This is a genomic window from Lysinibacillus halotolerans (assembly GCF_003711845.1).
Lineage (GTDB): Bacteria > Bacillota > Bacilli > Bacillales_A > Planococcaceae > Ureibacillus > Ureibacillus halotolerans.
Genome location: NZ_RHLQ01000027.1, coordinates 19605 through 34265 on the forward strand (window position 1 = coordinate 19605; position 14661 = coordinate 34265).

At 37.6% G+C, this 14661-nt stretch carries 15 protein-coding genes, 1 riboswitch and 1 other annotated feature; of the genes, 7 read left to right on the forward strand and 8 right to left on the reverse strand.

Features of this window, described 5'->3' with window-relative positions:
* The first annotated feature begins 193 nt into the window (after nucleotides 1-193).
* Nucleotides 194-1456, forward strand: coding sequence for a threonine ammonia-lyase IlvA (gene ilvA, locus EC501_RS11475; protein ID WP_122972438.1), 1263 nt, complete (start codon nucleotides 194-196; stop codon nucleotides 1454-1456).
* Between the two features lie 103 nt (nucleotides 1457-1559).
* Here the strand turns inward: ilvA and EC501_RS11480 are convergent, their stop codons facing one another.
* Genes EC501_RS11480 through EC501_RS11490 form a run of 3 tightly spaced genes read right to left on the reverse strand, consistent with a single transcriptional unit; the run spans nucleotide 1560 to nucleotide 4419 of the window.
* Nucleotides 1560-2354: an ABC transporter ATP-binding protein gene (locus EC501_RS11480; RefSeq protein WP_122972439.1), complete on the reverse strand. Its 795-nt coding sequence runs from the start codon at nucleotides 2352-2354 to the stop codon at nucleotides 1560-1562.
* Nucleotides 2347-3381 (reverse strand): ABC transporter permease, encoded by a 1035-nt coding sequence (locus EC501_RS11485; protein WP_122972440.1) that lies wholly within the window; start codon nucleotides 3379-3381, stop codon nucleotides 2347-2349. Before EC501_RS11485 ends, EC501_RS11480 begins: the two co-directional genes overlap by 8 nt.
* A gap of 30 nt (nucleotides 3382-3411) precedes the next feature.
* The gene (locus tag EC501_RS11490; protein WP_122972441.1) at nucleotides 3412-4419 is read right to left on the reverse strand and encodes an ABC transporter substrate-binding protein; all 1008 of its coding nucleotides are present in this window, start codon (nucleotides 4417-4419) and stop codon (nucleotides 3412-3414) included.
* A gap of 364 nt (nucleotides 4420-4783) precedes the next feature.
* Nucleotides 4784-4827, forward strand: a riboswitch (PreQ1 riboswitch).
* Between the two features lie 5 nt (nucleotides 4828-4832).
* On the opposite strand from EC501_RS11490, the gene EC501_RS11495 reads away from it, so the two are divergent.
* The 6 genes from EC501_RS11495 (at nucleotide 4833) to trpA (ending at nucleotide 10284) form a co-directional block, all read left to right on the forward strand.
* A complete protein-coding gene (locus EC501_RS11495; protein ID WP_122972442.1) occupies nucleotides 4833-5315 on the forward strand; it encodes a QueT transporter family protein in 483 nt (160 codons plus the stop codon).
* A 188-nt stretch (nucleotides 5316-5503) separates the two neighbouring features.
* Nucleotides 5504-5742: a binding site (T-box leader), on the forward strand.
* A 76-nt stretch (nucleotides 5743-5818) separates the two neighbouring features.
* The gene (gene trpD / locus EC501_RS11500) at nucleotides 5819-6856 is read left to right on the forward strand and encodes an anthranilate phosphoribosyltransferase (RefSeq protein ID WP_122972443.1); all 1038 of its coding nucleotides are present in this window, start codon (nucleotides 5819-5821) and stop codon (nucleotides 6854-6856) included.
* Entirely contained in the window at nucleotides 6853-7650 is a 798-nt protein-coding gene (gene trpC, locus EC501_RS11505; RefSeq protein WP_122972444.1) for an indole-3-glycerol phosphate synthase TrpC, read from the forward strand. The genes trpD and trpC overlap by 4 nt, the downstream gene beginning before the upstream one ends.
* The gene (locus EC501_RS11510) at nucleotides 7650-8276 is read left to right on the forward strand and encodes a phosphoribosylanthranilate isomerase (protein ID WP_122972445.1); all 627 of its coding nucleotides are present in this window, start codon (nucleotides 7650-7652) and stop codon (nucleotides 8274-8276) included. Before trpC ends, EC501_RS11510 begins: the two co-directional genes overlap by 1 nt.
* Before the next feature lie 38 nt (nucleotides 8277-8314).
* Nucleotides 8315-9505, forward strand: coding sequence for a tryptophan synthase subunit beta (trpB, locus tag EC501_RS11515; RefSeq protein WP_122972446.1), 1191 nt, complete (start codon nucleotides 8315-8317; stop codon nucleotides 9503-9505).
* Complete coding sequence (trpA, locus tag EC501_RS11520) at nucleotides 9502-10284, forward strand: tryptophan synthase subunit alpha (RefSeq protein ID WP_122972447.1); 783 nt, start codon at nucleotides 9502-9504, stop codon at nucleotides 10282-10284. Before trpB ends, trpA begins: the two co-directional genes overlap by 4 nt.
* 105 nt (nucleotides 10285-10389) lie before the next feature.
* Here trpA and EC501_RS11525 read toward each other — a convergent pair whose 3' ends face one another.
* The 5 genes from EC501_RS11525 to EC501_RS11545 form a co-directional block, all read right to left on the reverse strand.
* Nucleotides 10390-10599: a hypothetical protein gene (locus tag EC501_RS11525; RefSeq protein WP_122972448.1), complete on the reverse strand. Its 210-nt coding sequence runs from the start codon at nucleotides 10597-10599 to the stop codon at nucleotides 10390-10392.
* An 86-nt stretch (nucleotides 10600-10685) separates the two neighbouring features.
* Nucleotides 10686-11063: an SET domain-containing protein gene (locus EC501_RS11530; RefSeq protein WP_122972449.1), complete on the reverse strand. Its 378-nt coding sequence runs from the start codon at nucleotides 11061-11063 to the stop codon at nucleotides 10686-10688.
* 248 nt (nucleotides 11064-11311) lie between these two features.
* On the reverse strand, nucleotides 11312-12259 hold the full coding sequence (locus tag EC501_RS11535; protein WP_122972450.1) for an L-threonine 3-dehydrogenase: 948 nt from the start codon (nucleotides 12257-12259) through the stop codon (nucleotides 11312-11314).
* Between the two features lie 263 nt (nucleotides 12260-12522).
* The gene (locus EC501_RS11540; protein ID WP_122972451.1) at nucleotides 12523-12849 is read right to left on the reverse strand and encodes a YolD-like family protein; all 327 of its coding nucleotides are present in this window, start codon (nucleotides 12847-12849) and stop codon (nucleotides 12523-12525) included.
* A 51-nt stretch (nucleotides 12850-12900) separates the two neighbouring features.
* Nucleotides 12901-14202: a Y-family DNA polymerase gene (locus EC501_RS11545; protein ID WP_122972452.1), complete on the reverse strand. Its 1302-nt coding sequence runs from the start codon at nucleotides 14200-14202 to the stop codon at nucleotides 12901-12903.
* Between the last annotated feature and the right edge of the window lie 459 nt (nucleotides 14203-14661).

Consider the following 14661-nt stretch of genomic DNA (forward strand, 5'->3'; position numbering starts at 1 on the left):
TTAAAGACTGGCATTCGCCAGTCTTTTTTTATTTTCATGGAAATTAGAACTCTATTGAAAAATGTTTTTTATTTTGTCAAAAGGAAAACGCTTTCGTCTATTAAATTTTTTGAATTTAAAAATAATTTTAAAAAATTCCCCTTTTTTATGTTAGAATAAGTAAATGTTTTAGTTAAACGGAGGTTACAAAACGATGGAAGTTGCTAAATCAAAAGGAATTACGGTGGAAAATATTTTAATTGCCCATCATCATTTAAAGGATGTTGTTTTACATACCCCACTACAAAAAAATGACTATTTATCTGAAAAATATAGTGCCAACATTTATATTAAGCGAGAAGACTTACAACATGTAAGATCATTTAAGCTTCGAGGTGCCTACTATAAAATAAAAAAAATTGAAGATAAAGCACGGAATAGCGGAGTTGTTTGTGCCAGTGCAGGAAACCATGCACAGGGTGTTGCCTTTGCTTGTGCACAACTGAATATTAAAGGCACAATTTTCATGCCTTTAACGACACCAAAACAAAAAATTGATCAAGTTCGAATGTTTGGTCGCAATAATATCGACATTATTTTAGAAGGTGACACTTTCGATGATTCTGCTTCCGCAGCAAAAGAATATTGTGAAGAACATGAGATGATTTTCATTCACCCCTTTGATGATGTCGATATTATGGCAGGACAGGGAACGGTGGCTGTTGAAGTGTTGAACGACATTGAAGAACCCCTTGATTTCATTTTCGGAGGAATTGGTGGCGGTGGTTTAATGGCTGGTATCGGTACGTACGTAAAAAATATTTCACCAAACAGTCGAGTAATTGGTGTTGAGCCGGCTGGAGCTGCTAGTATGAAAGCTGCCTTTGAAAACGGCGGACCGATCTCCCTTGATAAAATTGATAAATTTTGCGATGGAACGGCTGTACAATGTGTCGGATTCAATACGTATGAGATTTGTCATGAATATTTAGATGACATTGTACTCGTCCCAGAAGGAAAAGTAAGTACAACCATTTTAGACTTATATAATAAACACGCCATTGTAGCTGAACCATCCGGTGCCCTTCCAGTAGCTGCCCTTGATTTTTATGCGGATGAAATTAAAGGTAAATCGGTTGTTGTTGTCATTACTGGTGGCAACAACGACATTAGTCGTATGCAGGAAATTCGAGAGAAATCTTTATTATACGAAGGCTTATTATATTACTTTATCGTCAATTTCCCACAACGGGCTGGGGCACTCCGTCAATTTTTAACGGTTGTTCTTGGACCTAATGATGATATTACCCACTTTGAATATACGAAGAAAAACAATAAAGAAAGCGGTCCAGCATTAGTCGGAATCGAAGTGAGCAGTCCAGACGATTATCACGGCCTTATCAATCGCATGCGCATGAATGGCTTTGAATTTACCGAAGTTAATAAAGATAGCCAACTGTTCGGATTGTTAGTTTAATTTTTGAAGGAAACACTCAGTAAAAGCTGGGTGTTTCTTTTTGAATATAAAAAAGAAGAAACGACATTTTTCCGTCATTTCCCCTTCGTTTTCTTCCTATTTTTCAACCTAACAATGCTCTATCCGAATTCATTTTTTCACCGCGGATATTTTCAAATTCAGCCATTAAATCTGGAATTGATAATTGTTGCTTTTTCCTTTCATCGATCGATAATATAATTTGCCCTTTATCCATCATAATAAGGCGATTTCCTAAATCAATGGCTTGTTGCATATTGTGGGTAACCATTAAAGTTGTTAAGTTCCCTTCTTCTACTAGTTGCTTCGTTAATCGGGTAATTAACTCTGCTCTTGAAGGATCAAGGGCAGCCGTATGTTCATCCAATAATAAAATGGCAGGCTTCGTAAAGGTAGCCATTAATAATGATAACGCTTGTCGTTCTCCACCCGATAGTAAACCTACCTTCGCATTAAACCGATTCTCAAGGCCTAACCCTAACTTCTCTAAAGAAGAACGAAAGAACTCTCGACGTTTACTATTAACTCCTCTACGTAATCCCCTTTTTGCATTGCGTGAATAAGCAATGGCTAAGTTTTCTTCGATTGTCATCGATGGTGCGGTACCGGCCATTGGATCTTGAAACACACGACCAATAAATTGAGAACGTTTATATTCTGGCAGCTTCGTTACTTCTTTCCCATCAATCGTAACCACTCCAAAATCAGGGGTTAATGCTCCGGAAATCATATTCATCATCGTTGACTTCCCTGCCCCATTACTTCCGATGACCGTTACAAAGTCACCTGGAGATAAATGGAGGTTAATATTATCTAAAGCAATTTTTTCATCTGGTGTACCTTCATTAAAAATTTTATTTATTCCTTCTAATTTAAGCAAGGTGGTTCCCTCCTTGCGTAAGTTCTCGTTGTTGTTCGAGACGTTGTATTCGCCTTTTTTCTTTTCTTATTTTTTCACGTCGCTTTTCGACTAGCTGCGGAATGACTAAAGCTAAAATGACAATGATAGCTGTAATGAGCTTCATATCCGACGTATCTAACCAGTCAATTTGTAAAGCTACTGCATAAATAATTCGATAAATAATAGCCCCTGCTACTACTGCTAATGTTGTACGGAAAATCGTCTTCGTTCCAAAGATTGCTTCTCCGATAATAACAGATGCTAAACCAATAACAATCATCCCAATCCCCATATTGGCATCGGCAAATTTCGAATATTGGGCAATTAAAGCTCCTGACAGGGCTACTAAAGCATTAGAAACCCCTAATCCGAGTACGATTAACCCATCCGTATTGGCTGAAAAACTTCGAATCATTCTTTTGTTATCACCCGTTGCACGAATCGCAAGGCCTACTTCCGTCTTCAAAAACCAATCTACTATACTTTTAATAATTAGTGTAAGAATGAGAACAATTAAAATTGTCCCCCAAGTAGATGGAGCCGTTTGAAATCCTAACGTATTTTTTAAGAAACTCGTTAATGCTTGATCAATACCGATATTTCCCCATAAGCTTTGAAACTGTGAAAATATCGAATCTGAACTCATCAATGGAATATTTGGCTTTACGACTGCATTTTCATCGGATAATCCCATAATGCGGAGATTAATCGAGTACAAAGCAATCATCATTAATATCCCCGAAAGAAGTGGATTTATTTTTCCTTTCGTGTGTAAAAGCCCCGTCATACATCCTGCAATAAATCCAGCAACAAGTGCCGCTAATGTAGCCAGTATTGGGTTGTAGCCTAGTACAATCATCATCGCTGCTGTAGCTGCCCCTGTTACAAAGCTGCCATCCACGGTTAAATCCGGAAAATCTAACACTCGGAATGTTAAATACACTCCGAGTGCCATAATTGCATAGATGATTCCTTGCTCAACTGAACCAAACATCGCTGTAAACATATTGAATCATCCCCTATCTTTCCTTTTAATCTATTCGTAAATTTCTGCGTTCCAAGAATCTTTAATTTCTAGATTTAAAGTTTCAGCAGTTGATTTATTGATTAATAATTTTAAATTTCCTGGATATGCAGCAGGAATTTCAGATGGTGTTGCTTCCCCATTTAAGATTTTCACTGCCATTTCACCAGCTTCATAGCCGATATCATAATATTCAAAACCGTAAGCACCTAAACCACCACGGGCAACCGAATCTAATTCTCCTACCATAGCTGGAAGTTGATTCGAATTCGCTACGTCAATAACTGACTCCAAAGCAGAGACAACGGTATTATCCGTAATGATATATAGAGAATCTACTTTCCCTACTAATGATTCCGTTGCTTGTTTTACTTCTGCTGAAGTGGAAACTGCTGCTTCGACCAACTCAAGACCAGCTTCTTCTAGTAACGTTTTCATTTGTTCAACTTGGGCAACGGAATTTTGTTCACCAGTGTTATAGACGGTACCTACTTTTTTAGCACCTAGTTCAGCCTTAAGGAAAGCTACTGTATTCGCAATCGTATCTGGATGTAAGTCAACTGTACCCGTCACATTACCACCTGGACTTTCCATTGAGTCAATTAATTCTGCACCTACTGCATCTGTAACAGAGGTAAATATAATCGGGATATCAGATGTTGCTCCTTTTACAGCTTGAGCTGATGGGGTAGAGTTAGCAAAAATCAAATCAACACCGTCATTCACTAAATTTTGCGCAATCGTTGTATTCATACTCGGATCGTTTTGGGCGTTTTCTTCGACAAATTCGACTTCTAATCCCGCCTCTTTTAAAGCTGCTTTAAACCCTTCTGTTGCCTCATCTAATGAAGGATGCTCTACGATTTGCGTAATCCCTACTTTGAAAGTTTTCTCCCCTTCTGATGTTCCAGCATTTGTACCATCTTTTGTATCAGTAGTTGTTTCCCCTCCGCCACAAGCGGCCAATAGTATTACTAATCCTAACGATAACAATGAGCGCTTTTTTGGACCCTTTTTCATTCTTTCTCCCCCTACTTCCCTTTCAAATTCCACTCAACATATGAATTTTCTAATATATTTAATTATTCTAAAAATTTTAAGTTTAACGATTATATTACATTGCTAACCTATGGGAGTCAACAGCATTAAATAGGCTCTTACTTACAATTTTCATAATTACTACTACAAGAAAAATAATTTGTCGCTTTAAACCGTTAAAGTACATAGTTTTTATGAAGAATTCATTATTTTAAAAAAATATAAAAAATGTGACTAGTTTTCGACATTTTCCTATTTTGTGGACAACTAATCTACCTGTCCTCCAAATTTTATAGTTCATTTGACATATGGAACAAAATATAATAGTATATTTTCTTGTGATATTTTCACCGTGGTTCGAAAACTCCCACGAAAAAAAACTAAGGAGAATGAATATGAAAGTTAAATTTATTGCCACAACTGGGATTATTGCGGCTCTTTATATGGCTGTTACCCTTTTAGTTGCACCCTTTGGATTTACAGAAATCCAATTTAGAGTTTCAGAGATGTTTAATCACCTAGTTGCCTTTAACCCTCGTTATATGCTTGGGATTATTATTGGTGTATTTATTGCCAATTTATTTTCCCCCCTCGGCATTTACGATTTAATTTTTGGCGTCGGTCAATCGGTTATTACACTAGCCATTTTTATTTTCATTTGTAAGTTCGTAAAAAACATTTGGCTACGTTTAATGATTAATACATTTTTATTTACTTGTACAATGTTCATCATTGCCTTTGAATTAAACATCGCCCTTAAACTTCCATTTTTATGGACTTGGTTTACATGTGCCGTTGGTGAATTCGTTGTACTTGCTGTAGGTGCCCCTATTATGTACCTATTAAATAAACGATTAAATTTCAAAGATTTAATATAACGTCTAAACCGAGAATTATCTTTCTCGGTTTTTTTCATACAATTTTCCTCTTCGATTTTTCTGAAAATATTGACAAGGATTAAATTTAAGTCTACAATTCTACTTAATTAATTGTTCGGATACGGTAGTAGGTCGCGGGAGCGTGACCACCGTTTGAGCAAAGCAGAGTTTAGATGAGAATAGCTGAGAAAAAATTGATGAATAAGAATAGTAGCGATTTCAGGCGCTTTAGAGAGCTAGTGGTTGGTGTGAACTAGTGCGTACATTTCGTGAATGGGCCTTATGAGAGCAACTAGCGTTAGTTAGTTGACGTCTTTCCTACGTTACAAGGAAGTGTTGGAAGTGCTTTTTTACTTCTTAACACACCAAGGTGGAAGTATTTTTATGCTTCAACAGAGGTGGCAACGCGGTATATATCGTCCTCTACAAAAGGAATTCCTTTTGTAGAGGACTTTTTTATTTCTCTAACCTGCTAATTTTAATTTTTAGGAGGATGAAAAATAATGGGGATTCAATCATTTACAAACCAAGTCAAGGAAATGAACAATTTATCCTTTGAAGAAATGCTTCAAGCTGCTGAATGCATATTTAATGAAGAAACTCCAAAAGAGGATATTGCAGATCTTTTAATCGCATTAAGTAACAAAGGTGAAACAACGGAGGAAGTAGCAGCCCTTGCGACTGTTATGAAATCGAATGCCCTTCCTTTACCATTGCCTGAAGGAAACTATCTTGATAACTGTGGTACAGGTGGGGATGGTTTAAAAAGCTTCAATATTAGTACTACGTCTGCCTTCGTATTAGCCGCAAATGGTGTATCTGTCGTGAAACATGGTAATCGTAAAATATCTAGTGCATCTGGAAGTTCTGATGTACTACAAGCTTTAGGAATTCATACAGAGTTTTCTATAGAAGATTCCATTGATTTATTACAACGAGAAGGAATTACTTTTCTCCATGCGCCAAACGTTCATCCAAAACTAAAACGAATAGGTGAGATTCGACGAACTATTGGAAAACCAACGATTTTTAATATGGTGGGCCCTTTAACAAATCCCGCAAATTTAACAACGCAGCTCGTCGGCATTAACCGTCCTGAATTTGTTAGCCAGTATGCAGAAGCCCTTCGTATTTTAGGTCGTCAACGGGCAATTGTCGTTTCTGGTTCACAAGGGATGGATGAAGCATCGTTAGATTCCAATAATACGTTCGCCTTATTAGAAAAGGGAGAAATTAAACCATTTTCAATCGACATACAATCCCTTGGCTTAACCCCCGTTTCCATCACGGCATTACGCGGTGGTACACCAGAAGAAAATGCCGTTATTTTAACAGAGTTATTGCAAGGGAAACAAAGTGTTTATTTTGATGTAGTCGTTTTTAATTCAGCCCTCGGTTTGTTTGCCCACGGTACCGTTGACTCGGTAAAAGATGGGGTCGAACTTGCACGGGATAGCATTTTATCTGGAAAAGCATTACGTAAACTTGAGGCTGTTGTGGAATATAGTCAAGGAATTGTAAAGGAGCGTGCGGTACAATGACGATTTTACAAACGATTTTAGATCATAAATCAACCATTCTTTCATCCCTTTTAGAAAATGAACCACAATTTGAAGTAAAGAGAAAAACACGCCCTTCTCTATATAATGATTTAAGAAAAGCAGAAACGCTTCAAATTATTTCCGAGATGAAGCGGGCTTCTCCATCTAAGGGTCTTATCGCTGAAGGGGCAAACCCAATCGAGCAAGCGAAAACATATGAACAGGCAGGAGCTGCTTGCATTTCTGTTTTAACAGAAGAAAAGTTTTTCAAAGGCTCCTTTCAAGATTTAGTTGATATCGCCAATCATGTGGATATTCCTATTTTAAATAAAGATTTTATTATTCATGAAGTACAAATAGATTATGCGAAAGCTGCCGGTGCTTCCGTCATTTTATTAATTGTTGCTGCCCTTTCCGATGAAAAGCTAAAAGCGTTTTACACTTACGCCAGCATGTTAGGTTTAGACGTTTTAGTGGAAGTACACAACGAAGAGGAACTTGATCGGGCATTAGCTATACATCCAAAAATTATTGGTGTAAACAATCGGGATTTAAAAACCTTCACCGTCGATCTTGCCCAGAGTGAAAAATTAGCCAATAAACTAAATGATTATGATGACATTGTCTTTATTAGTGAAAGTGGCATTTGGAATGCAGAAGATGCAACCCGGGTTGCTAAAGCTGGTGCTCACGGTGTTTTAGTCGGTGAATCATTAATGCGTAGTGGAGATGTGGGAGAAGCATTAACCTCCTTACAAGTTCCCCTCCCCTTTGTCGCAAAGGAAGTGAAGTAATGGCAAAAGTAAAAATTTGTGGACTTAAAGAAGAAGAACATGTGAAAGCCGCTGTTGAGGCTGGTGCCACATGGATTGGTTTTATGTTTGCCCAGAGCAAACGACAAATATCCTTTGAACAGGCCCGTAAGTTAGCTCAAAGTATTCCCGCACATGTGAAAAAAGTTGGTGTTTTTGTCAATCCAACCGCCCAACAAGTACGAGAAGCTGTTGAACTAGTTGATCTTGATTATGTTCAATACCATGGAAATGAAGAAGCCCAATTTATTAAACAGTTAGGCTATCCTTCCATCAAAGCATTTTCCATTAAAAATGCGGATGATGTAAAAAGGGCTAGTCAGTATGAAGTGGACTATTATTTATTTGACGCGCCTGGTACGAACTATGCTGGAGGGAGCGGTCACATTTTTGATTGGACTTTACTAGACCAACTTTCCATTCCTAAGAGCAAGGTCATTTTAGCTGGTGGACTCAATAGTGAAAATGTTCTTCATGCTATTGCCCAAGTGAATCCTTTTGGTGTAGATGTCTCAAGTGGCGTTGAAAAAAAAGGGATAAAGGACAGTCACTTGATTAAACAATTTATCGAAACAGCATCACAGAAATTAACTAGTGTAGCGAAATAAATAGGATGGATGAATGAATGAAAAAGGAGCGGATATAAATGACAACAGAATTAAAAGGTCGATTCGGTCGATTTGGTGGACAGTTCGTACCTGAAACATTAATGACAGCTTTACAAGAATTGGATGCTGCTTATGACAAAGTCAAAAGCGACGAATCTTTCCAAGACGAACTTCGCTACTACTTAAAAAATTACGTAGGGCGTCAAACCCCCCTCTATTTTGCTGAACGTTTAACCGAATATTGTGGTGGAGCAAAAATTTACTTGAAACGGGAAGATTTAAATCATACAGGAGCTCATAAAATTAATAATGCCCTTGGGCAAACACTTCTTGCGAAACGTATGGGGAAAAATAAAATTGTTGCTGAAACTGGTGCTGGTCAACATGGTGTTGCTACTGCCACTGCCTGTGCCCTTCTCAATTTAGACTGTATTGTTTACATGGGAGCAGAAGATGTTAAACGGCAAGCTTTAAACGTCTTCCGCATGGAGCTTCTTGGCACAAAAGTAGTCGCCGTTGATAAAGGTTCTGCCACATTAAAAGATGCGGTAAACGAAGCATTACGCCACTGGGTAACAAACATTGAAGATACCCACTATATTTTAGGTTCTGCTATGGGTCCCCATCCATTTCCTACAATTGTTCGTGATTTTCAACGGGTGATTGGTGATGAAACTCGGGAACAAATATTAGAATTGGAAGACCGTCTACCTAACGCTGTTGTGGCTTGTGTTGGTGGTGGTAGTAACTCTATCGGCATGTTCTATCCATTTGTTGAAGACGAAGATGTCGCTTTATATGGTGTAGAAGCTGCAGGGAAAGGAATTGAAACAGGGATGCATGCTGCTGCTATTCAAGGTGGTCAAACTGGTGTTTTACACGGAGCATTTATGTACTTATTACAAGATAACAACGGCTTTGTTCAAGAAGCCCATTCCATCTCTGCCGGTCTGGATTATCCTGGGGTCGGACCAGAACATTGTCACCTTCACGAAATCGGGCGAGCATCTTACGGTACCGTTACAGATGATGAGGCGTTGGAAGGAGTTAAGTTACTTTGTCGCACGGAAGGTATCCTTCCCGCCTTGGAAAGTGCCCATGCCATCTATTTTGCAGCCAATCTCGCAAAAACAATGGCACCCGATGAAATTCTTGTCATTTGCCTATCTGGTCGTGGTGACAAAGACGTTCATACAATTTCTGCTGCCCTTGGAGGTGACCTTTCATGAGTTTGTTAAAGAAAACGATTTTATCTATCACAGCTCAAGGCCATAAAGCATTTGTACCGTATATAATGGCTGGCGACGGTGGTTTAAATAAATTACAACCGACGATTTTAAAATTACAACAGCTGGGAGTTACAGCAATTGAAGTTGGGATTCCCTTTACAGATCCAGTTGCAGATGGACCTACGATTGAACGGGCTGGTGAACGGGCTTTAGCAAATGGGACCACTTTACACACTGTCCTTGAAACATTAACTTCCTTTGCGAGTGAATTGACGGTACCCCTTGTAGCTATGACCTATTTAAATCCTATACTAGCCTATGGAACGGAGAAATTTGCTAAAGATGCCCGGGCTGCCGGTATTCGTGGAGTCATTATTCCAGATATGCCCCTCGAGGAAAGTGAAATTGTTCAGCCTGCTTTAAAGAATGCATCGATTGATCTTGTCCAGCTTGTATCTTTAACGAGTACTCCAGAACGGATTGAACGTTTAACAAAAAGAAGTGAAGGGTTCATTTATGCTGTCACTGTAAATGGGATTACTGGTGCCCGGTCCTCCTTTGCAACCCAATTGGATGAACACTTTAAAAAAATTCAAACGTATACGGATACACCTGTTTTAGCAGGCTTTGGTATTTCAACACCTGATCACGTAAAAAGTTTCGGATCATTTTGTAGCGGGGTAATTGTTGGTAGTAAGATTGTTGACTGTCTAGTTCAAGATGATTGGACTACCATTGAAAACTTAGTGAAAGCTTCAAAAACAGTTGCTATGAAGTAATCCTTTAAGGCCATTGAATCTTTATATTCAATGGCTCTTTTTTATAAATATAAAAAAATAGTGCCGACTTTAATAGAAGCCAGCACGTTTTATATCGTAATAAATTTAACGGGATGCTTTTGGTGGTTGGCAAACATCACATTTACGTTGGTTATTATTTTTAAATTTCGTAAACGTTTTTTCAAAATGACTACCACAGGCACATTGGAATAATAATTTTTGAGAAAACCCATGGAATTCCGTTGTTAGTAACTTACTATCTGAATTATTTTCAACAAATTGTTTAATTTTATCAATCGTCCATCGTTTGTTCATTTTTTTACTCCTTATATCGTTTAAATATCTTTCGTTGTTTCTTTAATCGTCATCTAAAATAGAATCCTTTTATATCAATATTCATTTTATTCCTGATTAAACCACAGTGGTTCTTTGTCATCAACATCGCCATTATAATTAATTAAAATTTCTTCTCCAGCTTTTATATCTTTAAATGCATAAAAATCAAAAGTATGATTGTTAAAATTAATTTCGTAAATAGCATTCGGTTCATAGGAATGATTAAATAACATTCCATACCCTAAAAGGATTGCAGTATGATTAATTCCATACTCAAAAGCGTAATCAGCGAGGAGGGTTTGTTCAATATGTTGATGTTGGTCATTTGGATAGGAAATGACTGGTGCTTCGTGTAATAGCTCCCCTTTTTTAATATCACATGTTGCAAATACCCCTCTATTGAATTCTCCATCACTTAGCGGAGATGTTTTTACTTCAATCATGTTGTTCGCCTACTCACTTTTAAATTTTCTTTCTAACTGTAACATTAATTTGCATATTAGTAACGAATTTTTCATTTTAAAACTTCTTTATAAACTTTTTTGTTGCATTAAACTTCCCAACAGACGAATAGGCACATTCCCCTTTTTTATTGTTACACGCCTTCTTTTTAGAATATTCCTTTCAGTCAATATTATTTATTTTTCTAACAAAAAAGTGCAAATCCCTTTGATTTGCACTTCTGTCTTATTTATGAAATTGCTTTTAATTTTCTGTTTAATTTTTCTAGCATATCAATTGTCATTTTTTCTAAATTATACTGAGCTTTAAAGCCCCATTCTTCTACTGCCGCTGAAGAATCAATGGAGTTTGGCCAGCTATCTGCAATCGCTTGACGAGTAGGATCTACGTCATAGTCCATTTCAAATGTTGGAATATGCTTTTTAATCTCCGCTGCAATTTGCGAAGGCTCGAAGCTCATTGCAGTTATGTTAAAGGCGTTACGATGTTTTAATTTTGAGCCGTCTGCTTCCATTAAATCTACAATCGCTTGCAATGCATCTGGCATATACATCATGTCCATATAGGTACCCTCTGCAATGTATGAGGTGTAGCGACCATTCTCAACCGCTTTATAATAAATATCTACTGCATAATCCGTTGTACCGCCACCAGGAGGAGTTGCATATGAAATTAACCCTGGGAATCGAACGCCACGCGTATCTACTCCATAACGAGTAAAGTAATAATCACATAATAGCTCCCCGGCTACTTTGTTTACGCCATACATCGTCGTAGGGCGTTGGAGCGTATCTTGCGGAGTATTATCCTTAGGTGTTGATGGACCAAACGCTCCAATGGAACTTGGTGTGAAAAATTGCAAATTTAACTCCCGTGCTACTTCAAGGGCGTTCATTAACCCACCCATATTTAAATTCCATGCAAACTGGGGATTTTTCTCTGCTGTTGCAGAAAGTAATGCAGCCATATGAATCATCGTATCCGCACCGAATTGTTTTGAAAGCTCATACATTCGGTTCTCATCAGTTACATCTAACACTTCAAAAGGACCATTAACGTCCTTTTCTTTACGGATATCCGTAGCTAAAACGTTGTCTTTTCCATATATATCTCGTAATTTTACAATAAGTTCTGATCCAATTTGACCCAATGCACCCGTGACAATAATTTTTTTCATATATATGCACCCTCCTCTGATGATAAACAAATGTACACTCCGAAAATACAATAAAACGTTGTTATATCAATGTTTTTGGCGATTTTTATTATAACCCGTTCACTTATAAAAGACAATACTTAATTGTTTGTCTTTTTTAAATATTTGTTCTCCATAGCATATGCAACTTCTTTAAGAGATGTAAAAAAGCTAACCAAATCCATACGAGTCCTACCTAACGAATGATTTCGGTAAGATTCTGAATCGGTTAGCTTTTATTTTATTTAATCAACAGAAGAATAGGTAATCGAAAAAATCGAATAAAAGGGAAATTTACGACCATCCTCAAAAGACAACGTCCCTTTCGTTACATTAAAAGCGGAAATAATGCCTGTTGCTTTAAAAATATGATTGTCTTCCCAAAGGCCTAATTCCACTTCCGCTTTATTATGATAGGCAATTTGCAGTTGCTCACTAAGTTCCTGCAATGCCCATTCGTCTAATTCGGGTTTTTTAACGTAATCATCCTTCTCATGCCATTCTCGTAATAATTCCACGTGTTCTGGCAGCATCATTGCGTTCCATTTAATATTTCCACGGTCTCGAATCATCATCTTCACCTCTTGTCATAAAATGTTCGTGACCTACTCTCTAACACCACTTTATTTTTTATGACCACCTACTAACTGGGCCCGTTTAACGGCTGTTCCTGCTTCTGTATAAGAAACGGCACGTAGAACTGCTGTAGAGCCATGCTTTGACCGTAAATAGTCCATTGTTGCACCTAGTTTTCGTTTTCTCCATTTCCTATCATCAAACAAACTTAGCTGCATGGAGTTTTCGGATTCTAACTTCGAAATGCTTAAAGAAATTTGCCTTACCGGGCGTTCTGCATAATGTTCATCGAGCAATTGCTCACATACTTTATAAATTTTCATCGTGTCGTTCGTTGGCTCGTCAATCGTCCGTGCTCGATGAAAACCACCTCCGAAAGCATCTTTACTATAACTAACCCCAAGGGAAATCGTTCTTCCAACTTGATACGCTTCCCTTGCTCTTCTTGCCACGTCCTCACACATTTCGAGAATGACAGCAAGAATTTCACTACGACTTCGATAATCCCGCATTAGCACTTGCCCTTTCCCAAAACTAATTTGCCCTTGTGCTAACGGTGCACCAAGCGGGGATAAATCAATTCCCCATGCATGATAGTAAAGCTGATTACCCATAATACCAAAACAATCTTCTAATGTTTTTAAATCGGTATTAGCTAAATCACCTACTGTAAAAATTCCCATATTATTTAACGTACGTTCTGTTCTGCGACCGATTCCCCACATTTCTGAAAGGGGGGATAAGGGCCAAAGTTTTGTAGGAACGTCTTCGTATGTCCATTTGGCAAAATCTTTCTTTTTCCCTTCTAAATCTAGTGCAAGTTTTGCCATTAACATATTAGGTCCCATTCCAACGGCGCTTGGTATTTGAAATTGTCGATAAATACTTTCTTGAATAAATTTAGCTGTTTCTTCTGGTGGTCCCCACAGTTTTTCAGTGCCACTAAGATCAACAAAGCTTTCATCGATGCTATAAACGTGAATTGCTTCCTTTGGAACAAATTGATTAATTAAATTCGTAATTTCCATCGACATTTGCACGAAAAATTCCATTTTCGGTTCAAATAATCGAATATCAGGATGTTTTGGAATTTCAAAAAGACGAGAGCCTGTTTTAATACCAAACCGTTTCTTCATCGGTGGTGATGCAGCAAGCACAATACTTCCCTTTTGCTGGAAGTTCCCTATAACCGCAATCGGTACTTTAAGGGGATCAAGATTTTCAAGCATCGCCATACAACTGGCATAAAAGCATCGCATATCGATACAAATAATCGGTCGATTCGGTGCATGTTCGTACTTTTCCAATGAATTTGTCTCATCCGCTTCTCTATCCTTCAACCCATGCATCACTACACCTCCAATTTATCTATTATTAATATATACGAACATTCGTTCTTATATTCATTTTAAAATGAGATAATTGAGACGACAAGAGGAAGTATATGGAAGATACTGAAAGGCGCTAGTGGAATATATTTCTTTCACCTTAAAGCGAGAGTGCTGAAACACGGTTTACTACAAAGATGCTAAGTTACTATTTTTATCCCACAAGTCACTCCCCTCTCCCCATCACTTATTGAAATGAAGATGATTGAAATGCAATGATTATATATAATAGAAATATATATAAGGGAGAAATGCATAATCAGCAAGTGAAAGAATAAAACTTAGAATAAAAGAGATACCTGAAAAAAATCGGATATTCTATTTGCAAACATTGAAAATACATAACGGTATCCACTTTAAGAAATGACCATTATCGCTAGTCAACTTCCTAATTAGTTACACGAGTTATAGAGGAATATA